Annotated in this window: 22 protein-coding genes and 1 tRNA gene; 9 read left to right on the top strand and 14 right to left on the bottom strand. The window is 69.2% G+C overall.

Annotated features, from left to right (window positions below):
* Window positions 1–1,085: 1,085 nt before the first annotated feature.
* Window positions 1,086–1,322 (top strand): hypothetical protein, encoded by a 237-nt coding sequence (locus RPQ07_RS25635; protein ID WP_313946536.1) that lies wholly within the window; start codon window positions 1,086–1,088, stop codon window positions 1,320–1,322.
* A gap of 432 nt (window positions 1,323–1,754) precedes the next feature.
* Here RPQ07_RS25635 and RPQ07_RS25630 read toward each other — a convergent pair whose 3' ends face one another.
* Both RPQ07_RS25630 and RPQ07_RS25625 read right to left on the bottom strand, forming a co-directional pair.
* Complete coding sequence (locus tag RPQ07_RS25630; protein WP_313946535.1) at window positions 1,755–2,426, bottom strand: class I SAM-dependent methyltransferase; 672 nt, start codon at window positions 2,424–2,426, stop codon at window positions 1,755–1,757.
* A gap of 65 nt (window positions 2,427–2,491) precedes the next feature.
* Window positions 2,492–2,974 carry a hypothetical protein gene (locus RPQ07_RS25625; RefSeq protein WP_313946534.1) on the bottom strand — a complete coding sequence of 161 codons (483 nt, stop codon included), beginning with the start codon at window positions 2,972–2,974 and terminating at the stop codon, window positions 2,492–2,494.
* A 287-nt stretch (window positions 2,975–3,261) separates the two neighbouring features.
* Between RPQ07_RS25625 and RPQ07_RS25620 the strand changes: the two genes are divergently transcribed.
* Window positions 3,262–4,017 carry an XRE family transcriptional regulator gene (locus tag RPQ07_RS25620; RefSeq protein ID WP_313946533.1) on the top strand — a complete coding sequence of 252 codons (756 nt, stop codon included), beginning with the start codon at window positions 3,262–3,264 and terminating at the stop codon, window positions 4,015–4,017.
* Between the two features lie 159 nt (window positions 4,018–4,176).
* On the opposite strand, the gene RPQ07_RS25615 is transcribed toward RPQ07_RS25620, so the two are convergent.
* Window positions 4,177–4,251, bottom strand: a tRNA-Val gene (locus RPQ07_RS25615).
* A gap of 300 nt (window positions 4,252–4,551) precedes the next feature.
* On the opposite strand from RPQ07_RS25615, the gene RPQ07_RS25610 reads away from it, so the two are divergent.
* From RPQ07_RS25610 to RPQ07_RS25595, 4 genes are all read left to right on the top strand, one after another.
* Window positions 4,552–5,361, top strand: a complete 810-nt coding sequence (locus RPQ07_RS25610; RefSeq protein WP_313946532.1) for a DUF4097 family beta strand repeat-containing protein — start codon at window positions 4,552–4,554, stop codon at window positions 5,359–5,361.
* 71 nt (window positions 5,362–5,432) lie between these two features.
* Window positions 5,433–6,812, top strand: a complete 1,380-nt coding sequence (locus RPQ07_RS25605; RefSeq protein WP_313946531.1) for a hypothetical protein — start codon at window positions 5,433–5,435, stop codon at window positions 6,810–6,812.
* A gap of 245 nt (window positions 6,813–7,057) precedes the next feature.
* The gene (locus RPQ07_RS25600) at window positions 7,058–7,846 is read left to right on the top strand and encodes a DUF4383 domain-containing protein (protein WP_313946530.1); all 789 of its coding nucleotides are present in this window, start codon (window positions 7,058–7,060) and stop codon (window positions 7,844–7,846) included.
* Window positions 7,847–7,855: 9 nt separating this feature from the next.
* Window positions 7,856–8,077, top strand: a complete 222-nt coding sequence (locus RPQ07_RS25595) for a zinc ribbon domain-containing protein (protein ID WP_313946529.1) — start codon at window positions 7,856–7,858, stop codon at window positions 8,075–8,077.
* Between the two features lie 167 nt (window positions 8,078–8,244).
* Here the strand turns inward: RPQ07_RS25595 and RPQ07_RS25590 are convergent, their stop codons facing one another.
* On the bottom strand, window positions 8,245–8,961 hold the full coding sequence (locus RPQ07_RS25590) for a response regulator transcription factor (protein ID WP_313946528.1): 717 nt from the start codon (window positions 8,959–8,961) through the stop codon (window positions 8,245–8,247).
* Window positions 8,952–10,097 (bottom strand): sensor histidine kinase, encoded by a 1,146-nt coding sequence (locus tag RPQ07_RS25585; RefSeq protein ID WP_313946527.1) that lies wholly within the window; start codon window positions 10,095–10,097, stop codon window positions 8,952–8,954. Before RPQ07_RS25585 ends, RPQ07_RS25590 begins: the two co-directional genes overlap by 10 nt.
* A 110-nt stretch (window positions 10,098–10,207) precedes the next feature.
* On the opposite strand from RPQ07_RS25585, the gene RPQ07_RS25580 reads away from it, so the two are divergent.
* Complete coding sequence (locus RPQ07_RS25580; protein ID WP_313946526.1) at window positions 10,208–10,843, top strand: DedA family protein; 636 nt, start codon at window positions 10,208–10,210, stop codon at window positions 10,841–10,843.
* A 51-nt stretch (window positions 10,844–10,894) separates the two neighbouring features.
* Here RPQ07_RS25580 and RPQ07_RS25575 read toward each other — a convergent pair whose 3' ends face one another.
* From RPQ07_RS25575 to RPQ07_RS25565, 3 genes are read right to left on the bottom strand one after another with little or no spacing between them, the layout of a single operon-like run.
* Window positions 10,895–11,731 carry an HAD family hydrolase gene (locus RPQ07_RS25575; protein ID WP_313946525.1) on the bottom strand — a complete coding sequence of 279 codons (837 nt, stop codon included), beginning with the start codon at window positions 11,729–11,731 and terminating at the stop codon, window positions 10,895–10,897.
* Window positions 11,728–14,265 carry a phosphoribosyltransferase gene (locus tag RPQ07_RS25570; protein WP_313946524.1) on the bottom strand — a complete coding sequence of 846 codons (2,538 nt, stop codon included), beginning with the start codon at window positions 14,263–14,265 and terminating at the stop codon, window positions 11,728–11,730. The genes RPQ07_RS25575 and RPQ07_RS25570 overlap by 4 nt, the downstream gene beginning before the upstream one ends.
* A complete protein-coding gene (locus RPQ07_RS25565; protein ID WP_313946523.1) occupies window positions 14,266–15,429 on the bottom strand; it encodes an HpcH/HpaI aldolase/citrate lyase family protein in 1,164 nt (387 codons plus the stop codon).
* Window positions 15,430–15,606: 177 nt separating this feature from the next.
* Between RPQ07_RS25565 and RPQ07_RS25560 the strand changes: the two genes are divergently transcribed.
* Window positions 15,607–16,383, top strand: coding sequence for a TerD family protein (locus tag RPQ07_RS25560; RefSeq protein ID WP_313946522.1), 777 nt, complete (start codon window positions 15,607–15,609; stop codon window positions 16,381–16,383).
* Between the two features lie 88 nt (window positions 16,384–16,471).
* Here RPQ07_RS25560 and RPQ07_RS25555 read toward each other — a convergent pair whose 3' ends face one another.
* The 6 genes from RPQ07_RS25555 to RPQ07_RS25530 form a co-directional block, all read right to left on the bottom strand.
* Window positions 16,472–17,209, bottom strand: a complete 738-nt coding sequence (locus RPQ07_RS25555) for a Tellurium resistance (protein WP_313946521.1) — start codon at window positions 17,207–17,209, stop codon at window positions 16,472–16,474.
* A gap of 114 nt (window positions 17,210–17,323) precedes the next feature.
* Window positions 17,324–18,454, bottom strand: coding sequence for a DUF475 domain-containing protein (locus RPQ07_RS25550; RefSeq protein ID WP_313946520.1), 1,131 nt, complete (start codon window positions 18,452–18,454; stop codon window positions 17,324–17,326).
* 95 nt (window positions 18,455–18,549) lie between these two features.
* Window positions 18,550–19,125: a TerD family protein gene (locus RPQ07_RS25545; protein ID WP_313946519.1), complete on the bottom strand. Its 576-nt coding sequence runs from the start codon at window positions 19,123–19,125 to the stop codon at window positions 18,550–18,552.
* An 87-nt stretch (window positions 19,126–19,212) separates the two neighbouring features.
* Window positions 19,213–19,788 carry a TerD family protein gene (locus RPQ07_RS25540; RefSeq protein WP_313946518.1) on the bottom strand — a complete coding sequence of 192 codons (576 nt, stop codon included), beginning with the start codon at window positions 19,786–19,788 and terminating at the stop codon, window positions 19,213–19,215.
* A gap of 153 nt (window positions 19,789–19,941) precedes the next feature.
* Window positions 19,942–20,400, bottom strand: a complete 459-nt coding sequence (locus RPQ07_RS25535) for a peroxiredoxin (protein ID WP_313946517.1) — start codon at window positions 20,398–20,400, stop codon at window positions 19,942–19,944.
* A 159-nt stretch (window positions 20,401–20,559) separates the two neighbouring features.
* Complete coding sequence (locus RPQ07_RS25530; protein WP_313946516.1) at window positions 20,560–20,997, bottom strand: DUF3052 domain-containing protein; 438 nt, start codon at window positions 20,995–20,997, stop codon at window positions 20,560–20,562.
* A gap of 484 nt (window positions 20,998–21,481) precedes the next feature.
* On the opposite strand from RPQ07_RS25530, the gene aceE reads away from it, so the two are divergent.
* Complete coding sequence (aceE, locus tag RPQ07_RS25525) at window positions 21,482–24,229, top strand: pyruvate dehydrogenase (acetyl-transferring), homodimeric type (RefSeq protein ID WP_313946515.1); 2,748 nt, start codon at window positions 21,482–21,484, stop codon at window positions 24,227–24,229.
* Window positions 24,230–24,287: the final 58 nt, after the last annotated feature.

Below are 24,287 nucleotides of genomic sequence, written 5' to 3'. Positions count from 1 at the left end.
GCTCAATCTGGCACGGATCTGGCACGCACGACTACGCAGCGCCGAACCACCTCACGGCTGGCGGCAAGCAGACCGGCCAGTGCCGAGAGAACGCGCCGTACCGAAGAGCATGCAAAACCTCGCCATTCAGCCCGCAAAGAGAGTGATGCCGTGAATTATCCCGCAATTGCAATATCAAGCATAGCGCTACTGATCAGTTTATTCTCGTTATATAGATCGGTAAGAAATGACCAAAGAGACGTCTCCCTGAAGCTGCACGAGTCGCTAATTGACCCCAAGCTGCAGTCTGGGCGAAAGATAATCCACGAAATGCGAGGAGGTGTCGAAAGCCTAACTGGCGAACAGTACGAAATGGCAAACAGAGCCTTGGCATCCCTCGATATCGCCGGATTTTACTGCGAGAAGGGATATGTGAGCGAGAAAGATTTTCTGGATCTCTGGGCTCCTGCGCTGGTGCGACTTAAGCGCTCTGCCGTTCCATTTCTCGCGTACCGCGACTCTCAGAGGCCAAGCGCTACCCCCGTTTGGCCCTACTATCGGCGCCTGGCTGAGCGTTCGGAGGAATACCTGCGTAAGCGCGGGGTGGACATCGACAACTAGGTGCTGCTACCCGCCCCGAAGGGGAGCGACTGTCTTGAAGCCTCGTAACGCTGTGGACTGGTTTACGGGCAACAACCCCAGGCGGCCGCTCGCTGCTGAGGCCGTCTCACATCGTTGATGTGTCAGATGATCATGCGCGCTGTCGCGCTGTCCTGATGCTTGATCCCTATCCCCCAACCGGCCTGCGACGGCCCGCGGGAGTACTGCTAGCGAAGCTTGAACCAGGGGCTGGGGTCGATGCCCGGGTGGCCGAAGTCGGGATATGCCTTCATCGTGATGCCCTCTGACTAGGAAGTTATCGGCGGACGCCTGAGGGGCAGGCCCTGGAGGAGCTGCCTCTCAGGTCACTTGCCCTTCGGCTTGTGCTTGGTCGGGTCAACGAGCTTGTAACCCTGCCCAGCCTTGGGCGTCGGGGGAAGGGGCTTGCCCTTCACGGCCGTCACTTCTGGCTATGCAGGGCTGTCAAACCCTGGTCTGATCTCCGCATGTGGGTTCTGGGGGCGGTGTTCGCGTGCTTCGGCCTCGTAGGGCTGTTCTGTGTGGCCTTGATCAAAGACTTCAAGGGGTGGCGCACGTCGTTTGAGCGCCAGGGAAGCCCGGATGCCTACGCGCTGAAGTGGCGCCGGCGGAGCATGCTGATGTTTGCATGGTTCGGCTTGGCCATGAACGTCTACATCTTCGGCGGGTTCGCCATCCGCTTGCTCATGGACGCCTTCTCGTAGGTCGACAGCAGCGGTTTTGGACGGGAGCTGCCGTGGGGCGAGAGATGGGGCCCGTAAGCTTTCCGCGACTCGTGCAGCCTCTGGACCTGCCCGCAATAGCCCGATGTGGGCCCCGATCTTCGAGGCTCGCCTCATGGTGGCTGCCTAAAGCCGCGGAGCCGACCGGCCCCAGCCACAGCGGGCTACCGTCCACCGCATCAGGTGTGCTCGCTCTCACCGCGCGGCCGGCGGAGCCGGGGCCCGGAGCGGGGCGGAGACAGGAGCGTCGTCCCCGGCGGTGACGCCGGGGAGCGCGCGGCGAGCGGAGCGAGCCGCCTTGAACCCGTAGAGAAGGCTTCTACTCACTGCTTGTCGCCAGAACTATTCCGAACCACTTGAGGTTCGGCCCCCGCTTGCCGACTTGACCGTCCGAGCCCGACCGGAGCTACTGCTTCAACCACTGCGATGTGCGGTGATGACCAGTGTGCCGACCTTTCGTGGCCCGGGCGGTGCGGCGAGCACGCGGGCGGTATCTGTGGTGAACCCGTGGTCGTGCAGGATCGCCAGCCACCGTTCGGGTTCGTAGTCCCAGCGCTTCACAACAAGAGGGTCCTCGCCCTCGGACCGGTTGATGTACGAGGCTTGGCAGCCGTAGCAGCCTTCGATGGCGGGGCGTTGGGAGAAGGCGAGCACTCCGCCAGGACGTAGCCGCCGATGGACGACAGGCAGCAGATCGCCCGGGTCCGTGAACCAGACAGCGCCGAACACGGAGTAGATCGCGTCGAATTGCTCGCTGCTCTCGGTCAGGAATCGCACGGCATCTGCATGGTGCAGCGCCACGCCACTACCGGTCCAGCGCTCCTCGGCGGCCCTCAATTGCGCGCGAGATACGTCGACGCCGACCGCACGGGCTCCGAGAGCGGCAACGTGAGCGATGTTGCCGCCCTTACCGCAGCCGAGGTCAAGGACGTTCGCACCCGGCGTGATGGCCAGGACCTCAGCACCGGGACCATGGTCGGCGTACTGAGTCCAGTTGAACCAGGTCCTTTCGCCGGCAGCGTTCGTCAAGCGCCGCTCGGGCTTCTGCTTCGAGTAGGTCTCCCACGCGACGTTGGTGTTCGTCACCTGCACTCCCTTCGCAGAGCCGGCCGCTCGGCGGATCGCCGGACGGCCGCCAGACCGTCGCCCCGCTACTTCTTCTTGCCACCGTTGGGACTGTCGCTGCATCCGGCGTGGCACTGGGAGCACTCACCCATCTTGGCCGTCTCGGGCCACAGATCGAGGTCGATCGTGAACCCCGCCTGAGTCATGGCGGCCAGCGTGCGCTCACGGGCCGCCTCGGGACTGGACGCTGACTCCTCACTGTCCGGGGTGGGGACGTGGTGAACGAACCGGCCGACGACCCGCTCGCAGAACTGGGCGTAGTCGACGGTGTGGAGGATCCAGGTGTGCCAGCCGATGTCCACCAGCTTGCTCGGCGACAGTTCGACTCCCGGGCGCCGGCTGCTGGTGGCGAGGAAGGCGGCCGTCTGGCCGACGATCCGGCGGGCCGTGCCGCGATCGATCTCGGGGTGGTCCTTGATGACGCGGGCGGTGAGGCGTCGCATCACCTCGGCGTCGACAAGCGTGGCCGGGTCGGTGGTACTCGCGGGACGGACTGACTCGATGGTCATGCTTCCTCCTGTAGGGATGTCGCCCTCCGCTGAGGGCCTGCCCGTCCACGCACCGGATGGAGAGGGGTGAACCGGCGCGGGCGGGAGTCTGCGGGACGATTCCGTGCTCGCCCTGAGGCAGCCCGGACAGGCGCAGGGCGGGTAGGCGGGGGACATCACGGGCGCATCGGCGGCCGAGACCACGCGTACGGCAGCCGGGGATCGCTCGAGCGTGGGCGTCAAACCGACGACACACGGGGCGTCATTTCGGTGTCATTGGAGGGAAGTTGGAGCTACCGTCTCTTGATATGGCCACACCGAACAGCGCGTTGCGAGCGGTCCGCCTCGGTCTGCTCATGTCCCAAGACGACTTTGCCCGCGCCGTGCGGGATGCCGGCACCCGCGCGGGCCAGCCCAACGATGCCAACAAGCGACTCGTACAACGCTGGGAGTCCGGCATCACCACCGCACCGCGAGCCGTGTACGCCCGCGCTCTGGAGTCCGTAACAGGACTGCCGATCGAGTCCCTCGGCTTCTCCGGCACGATGTCGACTGCGCTGGTTTCCGAGGACGGCCGCGGCGGCCACGACGTCGAAGCATCCACGAACATCGCCCCGACGGTCGCGCCGCACACGGAGCGGCAAGGCGCGCATCGCAACTACAGCGGCGTGTGGCTCAGCCGCTACGAGTACTTCAGCTCCGGCCGCGACTCGGCACTCATCGGTCAGCACTATGTCGTCGTACTGCAGCATGGCAACCGGCTCACCGTTCGCAGCTTGCCGGGGTCGTCCGACAGTCCGTTGACGATGGACCTGGAAATCGACGGTCACGTTGCCACGGGAACCTGGACTGAGCAGACCGCGACCGACGGCTACTACCGCGGTGCCCGCTACCACGGTGCGATTCAGCTGCTCATCGAGCCGACAGGCCGTCGCATGACGGGCAAGTGGGTCGGCTTCGGCAAAGAGTTCGACGTCAACACCGGGCCCTGGGAGCTCGTGTTCCAGGACGCCTCGACGAACAAGGCGACTCTCGCCGCATTCAACAAGCGGCCCACAGGCTGACCGGGGCTGATGGAGTGCCCTCGGCTCGCCCCGCCGGACAGACTGATGGGCCGAGCCGCGGCATCGCACCGCCGGCCCGCTGATGTCAGCCCTGGATGTCATGTGGCATCCAGGTGGCACGACGAAGGCCCCGACCATGATCGGTCGGGGCCTTCGCACTGGTGGGCGCGGACGGTTTCGAACCGCCGACATCTGCTTTGTAAGAGCAGCGCTCTACCCCTGAGCTACGCACCCGTGGATGAGTGAACAGGGTACATGGCCCACTGGCCCGCCCCGCAAACCCGTTTCCCACCCGCCAAGGCGACCCCGCACCCGCCGCGCCCCCGGGGGCTACCCCCACCCCCGACCCGGTGGTCGGCCGGATCGTACAGGCCGCACCCTCGCTCATACCGTGAGAGCGCGTCGGCGCAGTGGAGCGCACCACACCGCCCGCACCGCGCACCGCACCGCACCGCCCGCACCGCGCACAGCACCACCCGCACCGCGCACCGCGCACCGCACCGCACCACCGCATCCACAGGGGGAATGATCACCATGGCCGCTCACACCGGTACCCGCGTCACCACCGCGCGCTCATCCGCGCAGCGCCGCCTCCGGGCCGCCGTCGTCGGGGGTGGGGTCGCCGGGTTGGTCGTCGTACTGGCGGGGTGTGGGGGTGCCGAGGCCGAGGACGCTCCCGTCGAGAGCAAGAAGTTTCCCCTCGCCGGGAAGACCCTCACCGTCGACAGCGACGACTCCCGTATCGACCTCGTCGCCGCCGATGTGAAGGACGTCGAGGTCACCCGGCAGGTCGATGGGTGGGTCTTCCTCGGGAGCGGGCCCGAGGCGACGTGGAAGATGAAGGGGGACCGGCTCACCCTGCGGGTCAAGTGCGCTGCCGTCGCGAGTGACTGCGAGGCCCGGCACACCGTGAAGGTGCCGCGGGATGTCGCGGTGACCGTGGAGGACGACAACGGGGGTGTCACCGCCGGCGGGTTCCGTACGCCGCTCACCATCCGGTCCGACAACGGGGCCGTCGAGGTGCGGGACTCCAGTGGGGCGCTGGATCTCGTGAGCGACAACGGCAAGGTCGTCGCGCAGGGCGTCACCGCGCGGACCGTGAAGGCGCGGTCGGAGAACGGAGGGGTGGAGCTCGGGCTCGCCGCCGTGCCGGACACCGTGGAGACCGTCAGCGACAACGGGCGGGTCGTCATCGAGCTGCCGCGCTCCGGGGCGCCGTACGCCGTGACCGCCAAGAGCGACAACGGCGGGGTCGATGTCGACGTGCCCACCGACGCCGGCAGCTCCCATGTCGTGAAGGCTCGCAGCGACAACGGCAAAGTGACGGTGCGAAGCGCGAACTAACCGACCCGTGTGTTCGTCACTACCTGGTGGGAGAATGAACCGGGTACGGCGACACGGCACGGGAGAGGGATGTGACGGCGACACACGCGCAGCCGCACGAAAGAGCGAAAGCGAGTGCCGTCCGGGATGTCCTCGCCCTGGTGCTGCTGCCTGTGCCGATGGTGGCCGTGGCGTTGTCGGGTGTGATGTCGGGATCGTTCGCCGGCGGGGGTACGCGGCGCTGGTTCGGCGGGCGCGGGGAGAGTCAGCGGGCCGACGCGCAGGCCGCGAAGGACGCCGCAGCCGCCGCTTTCTACGAGCTGGACACCGCGCAGCGCGATCTGCGGATCTCCATCGAGACGATCACGGCCGTGGACAGCTCGCCCGGGGCCCGTCGTACGGTGGACGACTTCGCCGCCCTCGGGCGGCGGATCGATGAGGTGAGCCAGCTCTACATCACCGCCGTCGACGCCCATGACCTCGACCGGGACGATCTCGAACCCTCCGTCGCCTCGCAGGCGCGCGGTGAGCTGAACCGTGCGAAGGACGAGCTCGTACGGGTCAAGGGCGATCTCGACCGGTTCGCCGCGGGGCTCGGGCCGCTGCTCGACAAGGCCGAGACGCAGTTGGCCCGGCTCGCCCCCGCCGTGGAGCGGGCGCGCCAGGCGCTCCTTTCTGCGAGCAATGCTCTCGATTCGGTGCGCAGCTCCGGTCTGCGAGCGGAGGATCTGGCCGCCCGCCTCGCCGCCCTCGCCCCCGAGCTGACCATGCTCAACCAGGGCGCCGGGCGCCACGGCGTCGCCGAGACCCTCCAGCGGGCCGACCGGGTGATGCGCGACGCCGAGGCCGTACGGGCCGAGGCCGAGCGGCTGCCCGAGCTCGCGGCGGAGATCGACAAGCGTCTGGTGTCGCTGCGTACGCGCGCCCAGGCCCTCACCAACCGTGCCGGCACCGTCGACCCCGTCCTCAGCGAGCTGCGGCGCCGTTTCGCCGCCGCCTGCTGGCAGGACCTCCAGCCGGTGCCCGACCAGGCCGCGAACAGCGTGCGGCAGGCCGAGGAGAAGCTCCGCGAGGCGGCGAAGGCGCGCGAGGAGCAGCGCTGGCCGGACGCGACCGCCCTCCTCAGCACGGTCCGCGCGCTGCTGAACAGCACCGATGAGGCGGTCTCGGCCGCCGGTGACCGGCTCCAGCGGCTGAACGCCGTGTCCAAGGACCCGCAGCACGAGATCGACCGCACACGCTTCGCCATCCGCGATGCCCAGCGGCTCGCGATGGCCGGACGCAACACCCCCGATCCCCGTCACGCGCGCCCACTGGACGACGCGGTCGCCCGGCTGGACCGGGCCGTCACCGGCCTCGAAGGGCGTCACCCCGACTACTGGCACTTCCTGATGGAGACGGAAGCCGTACGGCGTACGGCGGCCCGCGTGGTCGACCAGATCAGGGAGGACCGGGGCGCCCACAGCGGCTGACCGGCGGATCGGGCCCTGTACCGCCGCCAAGCCGCGAGGCGTTCCCTGTGCCCGCCGGGCCGCGCCCGCCTTCCGTACCGCCCCCCGACCGGCCCAGTGGGCCCCCGCCGGCACCCGGCCCCACTCACCGGCCCCAGGCGCCCTCGCACCCGGCCGCACCCAGGCGCCCCCCGGCCCACTGAGTTGAAGCCGTCCCGTCGCAGGCGGATGCTGGAAGGACGAGTACGTCCCCAAGGAGGCCGGACATGGCCGCTCACGTACTGCACGGCAGAAGCCGGAACACCGCCGGAGGCAAGCGCCTCCGGTTCGACGATCACCTTCCCGTCGACCACCGCCTCAGCCGCGTCTACCGCGTCGGTGCCGGACTGATGGGGCTGATCCTGATCGCCTTCGGCATCCTCGGGCTGATCGACAAGATCGGTTTCTTCGACACCGACGGTGACAAGGTCGCCGGTCTGAGCACGAACGGCGCGCTGAGCGTCCTCTCCATCTGTGTGGGAGTTCTGCTGCTCGTCGGCATGGTCATCGGCGGCAATGTCGCCTCGACGCTGAACATGGTCCTCGGCGTCCTCTTCGTCGCGAGCGGCTTCATCAATCTCGCCCTGCTGGACACCGACTTCAACCCGCTCGCCTTCGAGATCCAGAACGTGCTGTTCAGCTTTGTGGTGGGGCTGATGCTGATGACGTTCGGGATGTACGGCAGGGTCAGTTCGACGTTGCCGCACGACAACCCGTACTGGCGCGCCCGCCATCCCGAGGAGGCCGAGCGGGAGCTCCACGCAAGCCGCCGGGCCGAGGCCAAGGCGGTGCAGGGATCCGGGTCGGAGCGGGAGCCGGCCGGCCTCACCACCGGCACCCGGCAGGGACCGGGCGCCACCGACACTCCAGGCACCACCGGTACTCGGGGCGCCACCGGTACTCCAGGCACCACCGGTACGCACGGCATCACCGGTACGCACGGCGGCACGCGGGACTCCGCTTCCGGAGCCTCCGAGTCCCGGAGGGACCCGCCCGGCCCGCGGCCGACCGCGTAGCCTGAGGCCATGCCCCGTTACGAATACCGCTGCCGCAGCTGCGGCGACACCTTCGAGGTCAGCCGGCCGATGGCCCGCTCCGCCGATCCGGCGAGCTGCCCGGCCGGCCACGAGGACACCGTGAAGCTGCTGTCCACCGTCGCCGTCGGCGGTACGAAGTCCTCCCCCGCGCCCGCCCCCAGCGGTGGTGGCGGGGGCGGCGGCTGCTGTGGTGGCGGCTGCTGCGGCTGACGGACGCCCGCCCCGGACGCGCCCGCGGACCACACCCCCGCGGGCGCCCCGCACGCCCTCAGCACCCGGCGCACCGGCGTCACCACCACGCGCACCCGACCACCAGCGCCACCACACGCCGCCGGCGCCCCACGCACCCGCCGACACCACACGCACCGGCCGGCGCCTCACGAACCCAGATACCTCAGCACCGCCAGCACCCGACGTGAGTAGCCCGTCGTGCCCGTCAGGCCCGTCAGGCCGAGCTTGTCGAAGATCGCGTTGATGTGTTTCTCCACCGCGCTCTGCGACACATGGAGATGCGCGGCGATCGACGCGTTGGTGTGCCCCTGCGCCATCTCCCCCAGCACGTCACGCTCCCTCGCCGTCAGCCGCGAGAGCGGGTCCGTACGGCTGCTGCGGGCCAGGAGCTGGCGGACCACCTCGGGGTCGAAGGCCGCCCGCCCCCGCCCCACCCGCTCCAACGCGTCCAGGAACTCGTCCACTTGGACCACCCGGTCCTTGAGGAGGTAGCCGACGCCCTGATGGCCCGCGCCCCGATGACCGGCACCGTGGCCCGCACCCGGACCCACACCCTGAGGGCCCTCCGGGTCCGGGGTCAGCAGCTCGGTCGCGTACCGCTTCTCCACGTACTGCGACAGCACCAGAACACCCACCTCCGGCCGCCGGCGGCGGATCTCCAAGGCGGCGCGCAGGCCCTCGTCGGTGTGGGTCGGAGGCATCCGGACGTCCGCGACGACCACGTCCGGCGTGTGCGCCTCGACGGCCGCGAGCAGTTGTTCCGCGTCGCCGACCGCCGCGAGGACCTCGTGGCCTTCCTCCGCGAGCAGGCGTACGAGGCCCTCCCGCAGCAGGGTCGAGTCCTCGGCCAGGATTACGCGCACGGCAGCTCCGCGGTGATCTCGGTGGGTCCTCCGGCCGGGCTGTGCACCGCGAACCGCCCGTCGAGCGCGGCGACCCGGCCCGCGAGGCCGAGCAGTCCGCCGCCCGTCGGGTCGGCGCCGCCCGAGCCGTCGTCCTCGACGCGCAGGCACAGCGTCCGTGCGCCGGGCTCACGTCGCAGGGTGACGGTGATACGGGTGGCGCCGGAGTGCTTGACCACGTTGGTGACGGCTTCGGAGACGACGAAGTAGGCGACGGTCTGCACCTGGCGGCCGGGAGGTTCGTCAACGGTGTAGTCCAGGTGCACGGGCAGCGGGGTGCGTTCCGCGACGGTCTCCAGGGCGGCGCGCAGTCCCGCCTCGTCCAGCACGGTCGGGTAGATGCGCCAGGCGACCTCGCGCAGCTCGGCCAGGGCGCGGCGGCTCTCCTCGTGGGCCTGGAGGAGGAGTTGGCCGGCGCGTTCGGTGTCGCGGCTGCGCCGGGCGCGGCCGATGAGCATGCCGAGGGCGACGAGGCGTTGCTGGACGCCGTCGTGGAGGTCGCGCTCGATGCGGCGGCGTTCGTCGTGGACGGCGTCCATCATCTCGGCGCGGCTGGTGGCGAGTTGGGTGATGCGCCGCTCCAACTCGTCCTGATGGCTGGGACCGAGGAGACGCCCGGCCAGCTGCCCTTCCAGCAGGGCGGTGCCGAAGACGGCCTGGACGGTGAGGAACACGAGGAACAGCCCGGCCAGGCCGGTGCCGACGACCGCCCAGGGGTATTCGATGCCGTTGAAGAACCAGCCGAACAGGCCGAATCCGACGTAGAGGGTGCCGGTCGCCATGCAGAACAGCACGAGACCGCCGAGCAGCCCCAGCGGCCAGCGGGCCACGACGTAGCGCAGGGCGCGCCCGTCGTCGTACGTGTCGGAGATGCGCACTCCGAGGAAGCGGCTCAGCCGGCGCCGCTCGGTGTCCGCGATCCTCGCCGCGATCGCACCGAGCCGCCGCAGCACGGCGCGGCGGCCGCGCGGCCAGGCAAGGACGAGCAGCAGGGACAGGCCCGCCGGCAGGGCGAGGAGCAGTTCGGCGACGGCGGTCGCGGCCCCGAGGGCCAGCCCCGCCGCGTACCACGCTCCCCGTACCGCCACCGCCCTCATGATCGGTCACGCTAGCCGGTCCGGCACATCTCGCACACTGCGGAAAACCGCAGGATGGTGTGCGGCGGCCTTCAGTCTCTCTTCAGCTTCGGCTCCCTAGCGTGGCCCGCATGGAAACCGCGATCGAAAGCAGCGCTCCGGGCTGGGTCAACGGCCTGATGGACACCCTGGGCGCCCCGGGGGCGGGCATCGCCATCGCCCTGGAGAACCTCTTCCCTCCGCTGCCCAGCGAGGTGATCCTGCCGCTGGCGGGCTTCTCGGCGAGCACCGGGCAGATGAACCTGATCGCGGCCCTTGTGTGGACGACGGCGGGCTCGGTGATCGGTGCGCTCGCGCTGTACGGGGTCGGCGCGCTGCTCGGCAGGGACCGTACGGTCGCCATCGCCGCGAAGCTGCCGTTGCTGAAGGTCGCCGACATCGAGCGGACGGAGGCGTGGTTCGCGCGGCACGGTGCGAAGGCGGTGTTCTTCGGGAGGATGATCCCGATCTTCCGGTCGCTGATCTCGGTGCCGGCGGGTGTGGAGCGGATGTCGCTGCCGCTGTTCCTCGGGCTGACGACGCTGGGCAGCGCGATCTGGAACACCGTCTTCATCCTCGCCGGATACCTGCTCGGCGAGAACTGGCAGGACGTGACCGGTTATGTCTCCACCTACTCGACCGTGGTGCTGGTGGCCGCGGTGCTCGGGGTGGTGGCGTTCATCGGCGTACGCCTGCGCAAGCGGGGCACCGGGGTACGGCGCCGCTGACCGACCGGGCGGCGGGGGCGGCGGAACACCACCTCCCCCGCCCCGCCCCGGTCAGGCCGCCGGCAGCGACGCCACCGGGCCGATCGCGCCGAGCAGCCGCCGCAGGATCTCCTCGCCCGCCGCGATGCCCGTCTCCTCCAGCACCTCGACGTTCGCCGCGCGCCAGCCGCTGTCGGCGAGTTCGCCGTGGCCGGGCCGCCAGCCGCGGTCCGCGGCGTGCAGCAGGTCGGCGTCGAGGAGGGAGTCCCCGGCGGCGAGGATCTGCTCGGCGCCGGTGCGCCGGGCGACCTCACGGACCGCCGCGCTCTTGGTGAGCGGCTGCGGTACGGCGTAGATCTTGCGGCCCTGGAGGGAGACGGCCCAGCCGTGGGGCGCCGCCCATTCGGCGAGCTCCTTGACCCAGCCGTCGGGCAGCAGGGCGCGCTCGACGACGAGGTACGCGAAGAGATCCTCGGCGACGCGTTCCTTGAGCAGCCAGGCCGGGTCGGCCGCGGCGACGAGATGGGCGCGGACCTCGTCCAGCGAGGCGCACTCGTCGCCGAGGCGGGCGGCCACCTGCCGCTGCCAGTCGGGGTCGGAGACGCCATCGACGAGGATGTGCCCGCCGTTGGCGCAGATGGCGAACTGCGGTGTGGGGCCGGGGAGATGGATCCGGCCGTACTGCTCGCGGGTGCGGGTCGTCGTCGGTACGAAGACGCCGGCCGCGGCGAGTTCGGGCAGCAGCCCGGCGGCCGTCTCGGTGATGTACGACAGGGGCTTGCCCCCGTACACCTCGACGCAGAGCAGCCGGGGGGCGTCCGCGTCGGGCATCGTGAGCTGGAGCGCCGCGCTGGAGTAGATGAGGGTGCGGTCGAGGTCGCTGGCGACGAGGGTGGGCGCGGTGCTCACGGCGTCGTCACCGCCCTGCCGTCGGCGCCGGTCGCGCCGCGTGTGTACTGGGGGTGGATCAACCCGACGCAGGTGTAAGGGAGTTCGTCGACCTCCTCGACCGGTACGCCGCGGTGCTCGGCCAGCAGCCGCACATGGTCCAGGTCGGCGCCCGCGCCGCGCTTGGCGAGGATCTTCCAGGGGACGCGCCGCAGCAGCACGCGGGTCGTCTCGCCCACGCCCGGCTTGACCAGGTTCACATCGTGGATGCCGTACTCCTCGCTGATGCGCTCGACGGCGGCCCAGCCCTCCCAGGTCGGGGCGCGGTCGGCGGCCAGCAGCTCCTTGACCTCGGCGTCGACCGCGACGGCGACCTCGTCGAAGCGGGCGGCCACGGTGTCGAGGAAGTGGTTCGAGACGTCGGCGTCCGCGAGTTCGCGGTAGAACTTCGCGCCGTGGAAGTCGTCCGGGCCGACCAGGTCGGAGCGCAGGACGGTGCGCGATATCAGGCCGGAGACCGTGGAGTTGAGGCACGCGGAGGGTATGAGGAAGTCCTCGCGGGTGCCGTAGGTGCGCACGCAGCCGCCCGGGTCGGCCAGCACGGCGATCTCCGGGTCGAAGCCCTCGAACTCGGCGACCGCGGCGGCCAGTTCGCGGGTGATCGCGCCCTTGCCGGTCCAGCCGTCGACGAACACGACGTCGGCGGGGTCGTGGTGCTGCTGGAGCCAGCGCAGGGCGTTGGCGTCGATGCCGCGGCCCCGCACGATGGACACGGCGTAGTGCGGCAGGTCGATGCCGTGCCGGTACTGGGCCCAGCGGCGCATCAGCACCCCGACGGGGGTGCCGGCGCGGGCCAGCGAGACCAGGACCGGTCGCGGGTGGGGGTCCGTCCCGCGCCGGCCGCGGCGCAGGGGGACCTCGGCGAGGACGGTCTCGGTGACGGTGCCGACGGCGCGGGCGATGCGGGCCGCGGAGGTGTCCAGCGCGGCCTTGAAGAGCTGCTGGTACTCGGCGCTCGGCTGGTACTCCACCGGCAGCGACTCGGCGTAGTGCGCGCCCCCGCTCTGGATGGCCTCCTCGCGCTCCTCGGTCGGCGCCTCCAGTTCGGCGTCCGAGAGGTCCTGGAGCAGCCAGCCGACCTCATCGGCGGCGTAGGAGGAGAACGCGGGTCCGCGCAGGGGCTCGGGCAGCATGGACGCCCTTCCGGGGGTGTACGGGGTGTGCGGAGTGTACGAGGGCACGACGGCCAGCACGACGTGCGGCGTGTGGGCGGCCAGCTGTGCGAGCAGGCCGTCGGGGGCGTGCAGCAGGGGGGTGTCGGCGACGGAGTCCACGACCGCGACGACGGCGTCGAAGCCGCCGCCGGCGACGTTGTAGGCGTACCGCTCGCCGGGGCCGTCGGCCGGGTCGTCGTGGGCGGGGAACACGAGCCGGGTGCGGATCGCGTAGCCGGGGTCGTCGACGGCGAGGACGGGTGAACGGGTGGTGGTGGAGTAGCGCACCTCGGCGTCGGCGATCCGCTCCAGGGCGGTGCCGAGACGCAGGGGCGCGTACATGAGCTCCTCGAACCCGAGAACGAGAACGCGGGGGCGCGGGCGCGCGGCGGCGCCGTCCCCGGTCGCGGCCCCGGTCACGGTCGCGGTCGCCGTCGGGAGGTCGAGCGCCCGCGCGATGCGGTGCGCCATCGCCGGCGCCTCGGCGTCCAGCCGGTCGCGGTGCTCGGGGGTGAAGCCGTGCCGTCCGCCGTCGGGCACGCCCTCCGGCCACTCCAGCTCGACGCGCCGCACCCGGCCGGCCGGCCCCTCGGGAGTCTTCGGGGCCTCACCGGTACGGGCCTCGTACTGCGCGACCAGGGCCTGCCCCTTCTCCAGCACGCCCTCCGGCAGGCTCACCGTGCCCGAGGCCAGCGACACGAGGTCGACCCGAGCGCCGATCTCCGTCGCGAAGGACTCCAGCCGGGCCCGGTCCTGCTCCGCGCGCATGTCGACCAGCGCCACGATCACATAGCGGTCGCGCGGATAGCGTTCGTGCAGGTCACGAATGGTGTTGAGGACGGTGTTGCCCGTGGAGAACTCGTCGTCCACGAGGATCAGCGGGCCCTCCCCCGCCAGCAGGTCCGGATCCTCCGGCAGCAGCAGGTGCGAGGTGGCGTGGGAGTGGGACTCCTCGAAGCCTCCGGCGCGCTCCACACCCTCGACCGGTCGCCGCGTGGAGTGCAGATACGGCGCGAGAGCGATCCCGTCCGCCACCGAGTGACCGAGGCCGGTCGCCGTCTCCGCGTAGCCGAGGACGACCGCCCGGGCCGCCTCCTCGTCGCCGAGGAGCTTGCGCACCCGCTCACCGAGGCCGTGCCCCGCGTCGTAGACGACGGAGGGGGCCTGCGGCACATGCTTGCCCAGCACGTTCGACACGAGCAGATGTGCCCGCTTGGGATTGCGGCGCAGGGCCAGTCCCAGCAGGGCGGGCAGCTGCTCGTCTCCTCGGAGCCCGACGCCCAGCCGCTCCGCGACCCACGTTCCCGACCAGACCACGTCGACGTTCTCTTTCCTCGTCATTCAGCCGGCGAGCCCGGCCGCGAGCAGTTCCACGAAGCCGACCTCTTCCCGGGCGACCCCGAAGACCTCGGCGCGCAGCAGGGTGCGCTCGGCCCAGGCCCGGTGCGGCTTCACTTCGTTCATCTTGTTCGTATACGCGGAGCGCATCACTCCGCCTCCTTCCCGGTCCGGGCGAAGGATGTCCCGCGCATCGCTGAACTCCTCGTGACTGACAACCGACAGAGCGTGTACGGGCAGGACGTGCGAGGGGTGGATGCAGGTCTTGCCCTGGAGGCCGTTGGCGCGGTCCAGCTCGATCTCGCGCAGCAGTCCGTCCAGATCGTGCTCGATCAGCGCGGTGCGCAGCTCCTCCGCCCGGCCCTCCATGAAGGGGCTGCGGCGCAGCTGCGGCTTGAACATGCGCTCCTGGAGCCTGAAGTACTCCCACACGGGGCCGGTCACGGTGAATCCGGTGCCGTCGGCCCTTCCGAGGACGTTCACCACGTCGGCGATGACGGCGGCGACGATCTGCACGTCGTAGGCGGTCATGGCGGGTGCGCGGCGCAGCCCGTAGGCCGAGCAGAAGTCGGTGACGCCGAGCCGGAGCGCGAGGACGCGCTCGCGGTACTTGTCGACGGTGCGGGCGATCCCGGCGAGTGTCTCGGTGCGGGTCTCCAGATGGAGAAGTTCCGGGGATTCCAGGACGGGCATCGCGAAGAGCCGCTGTCCGGTGGCCGTCTCGGCGTCGGTGAGCGCCTCCAGGAAGGGCACTCCACGCTCATCCGTGAACTTGGGAAGTACGAATCCGGACAGATGACGGACGGAGGAGCCGAGGCGCTGTGCCAGATCGGGAATCTGACCGGGTTCCCGGACCCGGATGAACAGGAGCGGGAGCTCGGCGCCGCGCTCGTCGAGGGCGGCGAACTGCCGGACCAGGTTCTCCTCCGCCTCCGGCACATCGGCGTCGTCGATGGAATCCTCCAGGCAGAGGACCATGGAGACCACTCCGTTGCCCGCCAGCTTGATCACGTCGTCGGCGAGGTTCGGACGGGTGGCGGGGCTGTAGAGCGTCGCCCCCAGCGCGGCCGCGAGTGTACGAGCGGGAGCGGCGGTGGTGAATTCGCACGGCTCCTGATGGAACAGACTGTCGCGGACGCCAGGCGGAAGGTGCCCGAAATGACGCATTTATTTCCCCCGTACTGCTCTGGCGGCCGAACTGGCGTGGCCGGTAATAGTACGTATGAATGTGTGTCAAGAGTTCCCCAAGACCATGAACTCCAGGTAACCCGCTTGCACCATGCCCATGTCCTCGCCGGAGGACAAGGGGCCCCGCGTTGTCCGGGATGCCCACGGGAGGGCAGGATGACGGGCATGACGCACGCGATGCTGAAGGGCTCGAACGTCCCTCTCGATGCCACGGCTGTACGGGCCGTGCTCCGCTGGACGCCCGGCGCCGGCGTCCCCGACGTGGACGCCTCGGCCCTGCTGCTCGGCCCGGACGCCCGTGTGCGCTCCGACGAGGACTTCGTCTTCTACAACCAGCCGCGCCATCCCTCGGGACTGGTGCGGCGGCTGCCGAAGAAGCGCGTCGCCGAGCATTTGACGGACACGGTCGAGGCGGATCTCTCCTCGCTCGACGCGTCGGTCGACCAGGTGGTGCTCGCCGCCTCCTCCGACGGCGACTCCTTCCAGCATGTACGCGATCTGCGGATACTGCTCTACGACGCCTCCCTGGCCGATGGTGAGCCCCTCGCCGTCTTCGATGTGAAGCCGGAGACCGGTGAGGAGACCGCGATCATCTGCGGTGAGCTGTACCGGCGCGGGGAACGGTGGAAGTTCCGCGCGGTGGGGCAGGGCTACCCGACCGGGCTCGTCGGCCTGGCCACCGATTTCGGTATCTCGGTGGACGAGGCCGAGGCGGCCGCGGACCCGTCGGCCCATCCCGCGCCTCCGGCGCACCCGCCCGCGTACGGATTCCCGCAGCCCGCGGGTACCCAGCCCGCCTACGGCTATCCGCAGCAGTCGTCGGGCCCGGCGCAGCCCGCGTACGGCTATCCGCAGCCGGCTCCCGCTGCCGCCTTCGCGCCGGATCCGAACTTCCGGCTGCCTCCGATGGGGCCGCAGTTCGTCCGTCCATGACGCGGGCGCCCCGGAACCGTCCCGGAACGCGAGGCCGGCGGCGCTCGGCGGGCCTTAGCTGTGCGGGCAGGCCCTGTGCGGACGGGGCCTACACCCGCGTCTTGTAGCCGCGGCCCCACTGGAGTCCCCAGCCGTAGAGCCGGTCGAGCTCCGCCTGGAAGCCGTAGACGAACTTCACCTCGCGGCGCACGATCAGCTCGCCCTTGATGTTCTCCATGGAGAACACCGCGCAGGAGCGGGCCTGCGGCGCCCGCTCGTCGAGCTCTATCTCGACCCGCGGCCCGTTGCTCGGGTAGAGCGTCACATGGGCGTGCGTACGGTCGAAGGCGGGCGTCTGGTCGTAGATGTAGACGAAGAACAGCAGCCGCTTGATGGACTCGCGGTGGTCGAGGTTCACGTAGACGGTCTCACCCGAGGGGGAGCCGAACCGGTCGTCGCCGCTGAGCTTCACGTAGGGCGCCTCGTTGATGGCGCCGAAGAAGCTGCCCAGCGGCTGCACCACACCCTTGCTGCCGTCCACCAGCTCGTAGAGGCAGCCGAGATCGAGGTCCACATTGACCACGCCCTGGGTGTGGGCCTGGACCACGTCGGGCTGGAAGAGCTTGAAGGGGTGACGCAGCAGGCGCCCGCTCTGCCGGGACCGGCCCTCGATGTCGGACGTCCGCATCCGCCAGGACAGGTTGACGCGCAGATTGCCGGTCGCGGCGCCCTGCTTGGTGAGTGACACCGACGGGTGCCGCTTGGTGAGCTCGATCGAGTTGGACGCGGCGCTGCCCGAGTCGAACTGCGCTGCCCTCCCCCGCCACAGACCGTCCCAGAAGGCCATACGTCCCACCCCAGTCGTATCGATGTGCCCCCGCTGCGTGACACGCAACGGGGCGGCGCCGAGGCCGGTGCCTCGAAGCCGCCCCGTTGAGAGCGTTCCTCAATCTCCGCCGGGTCACACCCCGGCGTCGACCGGCTCGCCCTTTTCCTCCTGGGCAGCGAGCGCCTTGTTGCGGCGCACCGAGGACCAGAAGGAGGCGCCGATCAGGACGACGCCGATGAGACCGGTGATGATCTCGTTGATCTCGTACTGGATGGTGATGAGCAGGATCGCGGCGAGCGCGCCGATCGCGTAGTGCGCGCCGTGCTCCAGGTAGACGTAGTCGTCGAGCGTGCCCTGGCGGACCAGGTAGACGGTCAGCGACCGGACGTACATGGCGCCGATGCCGAGGCCCAGTGCCATGAGCACGATGTCGTTGGTGATGGCGAAGGCGCCGATGACGCCGTCGAAGGAGAACGACGCGTCCAGGACCTCGAGGTAGAGGAACATGAAGAACGCGGCCTTGCCCGCGAGAACCACGGCGGACGGCTTCTTGCCGCTCGCCTTGGCCTTCTCCTCTTCCTCGTGTTCGCGCTCCTCCTCCTCTTCGAGCCTGTCCTCGAAGAAGCCGGAGAGTCCGCCGACGATGAGGTAGGTGATGAGGCCGGCGACGCCGGCGAGCAGTACCGTCGAGGACTTGTCGACGTGGGTGCCGCCGTGCTGGTGGGCGTGGGTCGCGACGGTCACCGCGCTGATCGCCAGGACGATCAGGGCGATGCAGACCGACAGCATGTCGATCTTGCCGAGCTTGGCCAGCGGGCGCTCGAGCCAGCCGAGCCACTTGATGTCACGGTCCTCGAAGATGAAGTCGAGGAAGATCATGAGCAGGAACATGCCACCGAACGCGGCGATCGACGGATGTGCGTCGGTCACCAGCTGCTGGTACTGGTCCTTGTCATTGAGTGCGAGGTCGACCGCCTCGATGGGGCCGAGCTGGGCGCTGACGGCGACAATGACGACGGGGAAGACGAGCCGCATGCCGAAAACGGCGATGAGAATGCCGATGGTGAGGAAGATCTTCTGCCAGAAGGCACTCATCTTCTTCAGGATTCCGGCGTTGACCACCGCGTTGTCGAACGACAGCGAGATCTCGAGGACGGACAGGATCGCTACGACACCGAAGGCCGTCCACCCGCCGTAGAGCACCGCCGCGACCAGGCCGAGCGCGGTCACCGCGAACGACCAGCCGAAGGTTTTCAGAACCACTGGTACCCAATCGTGTAATGGGGGTTCCCCCGGGCGAACCTTGGGGGAGGTCTCCCACGCACCAAGGACAGGCTTTACCTGCTCCGTGCGCAGCTTTACGAAACGTTGACCCCGAAGTCTAGAGCGATGCCCCGCAGACCCGACGCGTACCCCTGCCCAACGGCCCTGAACTTCCATTCGCCGCCGTACCGGTACAACTCGCCGAAGATCATCGCGGTTTCGGTGGAGGCGTCCTCGCTGAGGTCGTAGCGCGCCAGCTCCTGGCCGTCGGCCTGGTTGACCACCCGGATGAAGGCGTTGCTGACCTGGCCGAACGTCTGGCCACGATTGTCGGCCTCATGGATCGAGACCGGGAAGATGATCTTGTCGACATTGGCCGGCACCTGGGGAAGGTTCACCAGCAGCGACTCGTCGTCGCCCTCGCCCTCACCCGTGAGGTTGTCACCGGTGTGCTCCACGGAGCCGTCGGGGCTCGTGAGGTTGTTGTAGAAGATGAAGTACTCGTCGCCCAGAACGCGTCCGCCGTTGCAGAGCAGCGCGCTCGCATCGAGGTCGAAGTCGGCTCCCGTGGTGGAGCGCGCGTCCCAACCGAGCCCCACCAGCACCTGCGTGAGATTCGGTGCGGCCTTGGAGAGGGAGACATTGCCTCCCTTGGCGAGCGTGACGCCCATGATCCTGTCCTCCCCAGCTGACGATGTGGTGCAAGGCGCGTCCGGCGCCGCACTTCGCAGTGCGGCGCCGGACGGAATGCGGCCTGCTCAGACGTTGACGCCGAAGTCCTGCGCGATGCCGCGCAGGCCCGAGGCGTAGCCCTGGCCGATGGCACGGAACTTCCACTCCGCGCCGTTGCGGTACAGCTCGCCGAAGACCATCGCGGTCTCCGTCGAGGCGTCCTCGCTCAGGTCGTACCGGGCGAGCTCGGTGTTGTCCGCCTGGTTGACCACGCGGATGAACGCGTTGCGCACCTGGCCGAAGGACTGCTGACGGCTCTCGGCCTCGTAGATCGAGACCGGGAACACGATCTTGTCGACGTCGGCGGGCACGCCCGCCAGGTTCACCTTGATCTGCTCGTCGTCGCCCTCGCCCTCACCGGTGAGGTTGTCACCGGTGTGCTCCACGGAGCCGTCCGGGCTCTTCAGATTGTTGAAGAAGACGAAGTTCGAATCGTTGGCGACCTTGCCCTCGGTGTTGGTCAGCAGGGCGCTGGCGTCGAGGTCGAAGTCGCCACCGGTGGTGGTACGAGCGTCCCAGCCCAGACCGACGATGACCGCCGTCAGGTTGGGTGCGGCCTTGGTCAGCGAGACGTTGCCGCCCTTGCTGAGGCTGACTCCCACGAGTCCCTCCATTGGGTATCAGGGGCAGCGCCCCCGTCGTGCGTTGGTGTCGGATCAACGAGTGGATCCTAGTGACCGGTTCCCGCGCAAAACAGACTTTCGCGCGGTCGGTCGACGGGTGTATCGGTGTGTGGCCGGGTGTGGCCGCCCTTGTCAGAGGGTTCGCAGCGCCTTGACGTACTCGTTCAGGTCGCGGGCGTCCGGCAGGCCGTTCACGACGGTCCAGCGGACGACACCCTCCTTGTCGATGATGAAGGTGCCGCGCACGGCGCACCCCTTGTCCTCGTCGAAGACGCCGTAGGCGCGCGAGACCTCGCCGTGCGGCCAGAAGTCCGACAGCAGGGGGTACTCCAGCCCCTCCTGCTCACCGAAGACGCGCAGGGTGTGGATGGAGTCGTTGGAGACCGCGAGCAGCTGGGTGTCGTCGTTGACGAACGACGGCAGTTCGTCGCGCAGCGCGCACAGCTCACCGGTGCACACCCCGGTGAAGGCGAACGGATAGAAGAGGAGCACCACGTTCTTCTCGCCGCGGAATTCGGCGAGCGTCACGGTGCGGCCGTGGTTGTCCTTCAGCTCGAATTCCGGGGCCTTGGTGCCGACCTCGATCGCCATGTCGTGTGGATCCCTTCGGTGAGCCCGTTCGGGTGACGGGTCCACTCACCCTAAGGGCTGTCCCGTGATCCCCGGCGGATCAGCCCTTGCTCGCGGCACGGGTACGCAGAAGGCCCCCTCCGACGTGGTCGGAGGGGGCCGGGGCCTGATGCTGGAGGTTCAGCGCTTCGACTTGGCCGCCTTGGGAGTCACCAGCCTGCTGCCGGTCCAGTCCTTGCCGGCACTGATGCTCTTGGTCTGGGAGAGACCCGCGGTCTGGGCGGCTTCGTTGATGTCGCTGGGCTCGACGTAGCCGTCACGGCCGGTCTTGGGAGTCATGAGCCACACGGCACCGCCCTCCTCGATGAGCCCGATGGCGTCCACCAGTGCGTCCGTCAGATCGCCGTCCTCGTCGCGGAACCAGAGGATGACGACGTCGGCGACGTCGTCATAGTCCTCGTCCACGAGTTCCTGGCCGATCACGGACTCAATGGCTTCTCGGAGCTCCATCTCGACGTCGTCGTCGTAGCCGATCTCCTGGACCACCTGTCCGGGCTCGAACCCCAGCCTGGTGGCCGGGTTGGTCCGCTCCTCCGCGTGGTCCGCGGTCGCGCTCACGGCTTGCCTCCTGATCATGTTCGGTAAGTGCTGCAGCCGCGCGCGTACGCGTGGCTTTGGCCGTAGTCCACACGGGCGGGGCGGATCGCGCAAGTACCCGGCCGTCCAGACCGCCGAAACGGTGACGTTTGCGCCCGTCTCGACGCAAGCCCGGACACGCTCGGCCGGGGACCGCACCGGACACCCACCCGTTCCGCCATGTTTGCCACCATACGTCCAGTCGCTGGGCCATTCGGAACCGAACAGCCAAACGGAACGCTTTGCCGCCTTGAGCGTAAGGTTGCGATTTGACCGGGCCCGAACGGGGCTCCGGACGGGTTCCGAGCCTGTTCGGCGGCGAGCTCCGGTCAGGATGTCAGCCAGAGCTGGGGTTACCCCTCAGTAGAGATGACGTTTGCCGCCCCGCGGTCCACGATGGAGGCGGTGCGACACCGCGCAGACATCTTGTGTAGAGGCAGAACTCACCGAACAGCGAAGGAATAGCGTGGCTTCCGGATCAGATCGCAACCCGATCATCATTGGCGGCCTTCCCAGTCAGGTCCCGGACTTCGATCCCGAAGAGACCCAGGAATGGCTGGACTCCCTCGACGCCGCCGTCGACGAGCGGGGCCGGGAGCGCGCCCGCTACCTCATGCTCCGGCTGATCGAGCGGGCCCGCGAGAAGCGCGTGGCCGTGCCCGAGATGCGCAGCACGGACTACGTCAACACGATCGCCACCAAGGACGAGCCGTTCTTCCCGGGCAACGAGGAGATCGAGCGCAAGATCCTCAACGCGACCCGCTGGAACGCCGCGGTGATGGTCTCCCGCGCCCAGCGCCCCGGTATCGGGGTCGGCGGCCACATCGCGACCTTCGCCTCCTCGGCCTCCCTGTACGACGTGGGCTTCAACCACTTCTTCCGCGGCAAGGACGACGGCAAGGGCGGAGACCAGATCTTCTTCCAGGGCCATGCCTCCCCCGGCATCTACGCCCGCGCGTTCATGCTCGACCGGCTGAGCGAGGCGCAGCTCGACGCCTTCCGCCAGGAGAAGTCCAAGGCGCCCAACGGTCTGTCCAGCTACCCGCACCCGCGGCTGATGCCGGACTTCTGGGAGTTCCCGACCGTCTCGATGGGCCTCGGCCCCCTCGGCGCGATCTACCAGGCCCGGATGAACCGCTACATGGAGGCGCGCGGCATCGCCGACACCTCCGACTCGCATGTGTGGGCGTTCCTCGGCGACGGCGAGATGGACGAGCCCGAGTCGCTCGGCCAGCTGTCCATCGCCGCGCGTGAGGGCCTCGACAACCTCACCTTCGTGGTCAACTGCAACCTCCAGCGCCTCGACGGCCCGGTCCGCGGCAACGGAAAGATCATCCAGGAGCTGGAGTCGCAGTTCCGCGGCGCCGGCTGGAACGTCATCAAGCTGGTGTGGGACCGCTCCTGGGACCCGCTGCTCGCCCAGGACCGCGACGGTGTGCTGGTCAACCAGCTGAACACCACGCCGGACGGCCAGTTCCAGACGTACGCCACCGAGACCGGCGCGTACATCCGCGACCACTTCTTCGGTCACGACCACCGGCTGCGCGCCATGGTCGAGAACATGACCGACGACCAGATCCTGCACCTGGGCCGTGGCGGTCACGACCACAAGAAGGTCTACGCGGCCTTCTCGGCGGCCAAGGCGCACAAGGGCCAGCCGACCGTGGTCCTCGCCCAGACCGTCAAGGGCTGGACGCTCGGCCCGAACTTCGAGGGCCGCAACGCGACCCACCAGATGAAGAAGCTGACGGTCGACGACCTCAAGGGCTTCCGCGACCGCCTGCACATCCCGATCACGGACGACCAGCTGGAGAACGGCGCACCGCCGTACTACCACCCGGGCCGTGACTCGGAGGAGATCCAGTACATGCACGACCGGCGACAGGGTCTCGGCGGCTATGTGCCGACCCGTGTCGTGCGGTCGAAGCCGCTGGAGCTCCCGGGCGACAAGACGTACGCGGCTGTGAAGAAGGGCTCCGGCCAGCAGTCCATCGCCACCACCATGGCGTTCGTCCGGCTGCTCAAGGACCTCATGCGGGACAAGGAGATCGGCAAGCGGTTCGTGCTGATCGCGCCCGACGAGTACCGCACCTTCGGCATGGACTCCTTCTTCCCGAGCGCGAAGATCTACAACCCGCTGGGTCAGCAGTACGAGGCGGTGGACCGCGACCTGCTGCTCGCGTACAAGGAGTCGCCGACCGGTCAGATGCTGCACGACGGCATCTCCGAGGCCGGCTGTACGGCATCGCTGATCGCGGCCGGCTCGGCCTACGCCACGCACGGCGAGCCGCTGATCCCGGTGTACGTCTTCTACTCGATGTTCGGCTTCCAGCGCACCGGCGACCAGTTCTGGCAGATGGCCGACCAGCTGGCGCGCGGCTTCGTCCTCGGCGCCACCGCCGGGCGCACGACGCTGACCGGTGAGGGCCTCCAGCACGCGGACGGCCACTCGCAGCTGCTGGCCTCGACGAACCCGGGCTGTGTCGCCTACGACCCGGCCTTCGGCTTCGAGATCGCGCACATCGTGCGGGACGGTCTGCGGCGGATGTACGGCTCCGACGAGGAGCACCCGCACGGCGAGGACGTCTTCTACTACCTCACCGTCTACAACGAGCCGATCCAGCACCCGGCCGAGCCGGAGAACGTGGACGTCGAGGGCATCCTCAAGGGCATCCACCGCTTCAAGACCGCCGAGCAGGGCCGGATCCCGGCGCAGATCATGGCGTCCGGTGTGGCCGTGCCGTGGGCGATCGAGGCACAGCGGATCCTCGCGGAGGACTGGGACGTCAAGGCGGACGTCTGGTCGGCGACGTCCTGGAACGAGCTGCGCCGCGAGGCCGTCGAGGTCGAGCGGCACAACCTCCTGCACCCGGAGGAGGAGCAGCGCGTCCCTTACGTCACGCAGAAACTCCAGGGCTCCGAGGGACCGTTCGTGGCCGTCTCGGACTGGATGCGTTCCGTCCCCGACCAGATCTCGCGCTGGGTGCCGGGCACCTACCAGTCGCTGGGCGCCGACGGCTTCGGCTTCGCCGACACCCGTGGCGCGGCCCGCCGGTTCTTCCACATCGACGCCGAGTCGATCGTGCTGGGTGTCCTCACCGAGCTGGCCCGTGAGGGCAAGGTCGACCGCTCGGTGCTGAAGCAGGCCGTGGACCGCTACCAGCTGCTGGATGTCGCGGCCGCCGACCCGGGTCCCGCGGGCGGCGACGCGTAGCAGTCGCAGGGGTGCGGGGCGGCCGGGCTGATCCGGCCGCCCCGCACACGTTTTCGCC

The sequence above is a fragment of the Streptomyces sp. AM8-1-1 genome (assembly GCF_032229325.1).
Lineage (GTDB): Bacteria > Actinomycetota > Actinomycetes > Streptomycetales > Streptomycetaceae > Streptomyces > Streptomyces achmelvichensis.
This window is presented reverse-complemented; position numbering and strand designations above follow the sequence as displayed.

Excerpts from the sequence above, each read along its gene's own strand:
- RPQ07_RS25570 (WP_313946524.1), bottom strand. The coding sequence starts at position 14,265 with ATGACGAGGAAAGAGAACGTCGACGTGGTCTGGTCGGGAACGTGGGTC.
- RPQ07_RS25565 (WP_313946523.1), bottom strand. The coding sequence starts at position 15,429 with ATGCGTCATTTCGGGCACCTTCCGCCTGGCGTCCGCGACAGTCTGTTC.
- RPQ07_RS25610 (WP_313946532.1), top strand. The coding sequence starts at position 4,552 with ATGGCCGCTCACACCGGTACCCGCGTCACCACCGCGCGCTCATCCGCG.
- RPQ07_RS25600 (WP_313946530.1), top strand. The coding sequence starts at position 7,058 with ATGGCCGCTCACGTACTGCACGGCAGAAGCCGGAACACCGCCGGAGGC.
- RPQ07_RS25620 (WP_313946533.1), top strand. The coding sequence starts at position 3,262 with ATGGCCACACCGAACAGCGCGTTGCGAGCGGTCCGCCTCGGTCTGCTC.
- RPQ07_RS25625 (WP_313946534.1), bottom strand. The coding sequence starts at position 2,974 with ATGACCATCGAGTCAGTCCGTCCCGCGAGTACCACCGACCCGGCCACG.
- RPQ07_RS25635 (WP_313946536.1), top strand. The coding sequence starts at position 1,086 with ATGTGGGTTCTGGGGGCGGTGTTCGCGTGCTTCGGCCTCGTAGGGCTG.
- RPQ07_RS25555 (WP_313946521.1), bottom strand. The coding sequence starts at position 17,209 with ATGGCCTTCTGGGACGGTCTGTGGCGGGGGAGGGCAGCGCAGTTCGAC.
- RPQ07_RS25580 (WP_313946526.1), top strand. The coding sequence starts at position 10,208 with ATGGAAACCGCGATCGAAAGCAGCGCTCCGGGCTGGGTCAACGGCCTG.
- RPQ07_RS25595 (WP_313946529.1), top strand. The coding sequence starts at position 7,856 with ATGCCCCGTTACGAATACCGCTGCCGCAGCTGCGGCGACACCTTCGAG.
- RPQ07_RS25585 (WP_313946527.1), bottom strand. The coding sequence starts at position 10,097 with ATGAGGGCGGTGGCGGTACGGGGAGCGTGGTACGCGGCGGGGCTGGCC.
- RPQ07_RS25535 (WP_313946517.1), bottom strand. The coding sequence starts at position 20,400 with ATGGCGATCGAGGTCGGCACCAAGGCCCCGGAATTCGAGCTGAAGGAC.
- RPQ07_RS25545 (WP_313946519.1), bottom strand. The coding sequence starts at position 19,125 with ATGGGCGTCACGCTCGCCAAGGGAGGCAATGTCTCCCTCTCCAAGGCC.
- RPQ07_RS25560 (WP_313946522.1), top strand. The coding sequence starts at position 15,607 with ATGACGGGCATGACGCACGCGATGCTGAAGGGCTCGAACGTCCCTCTC.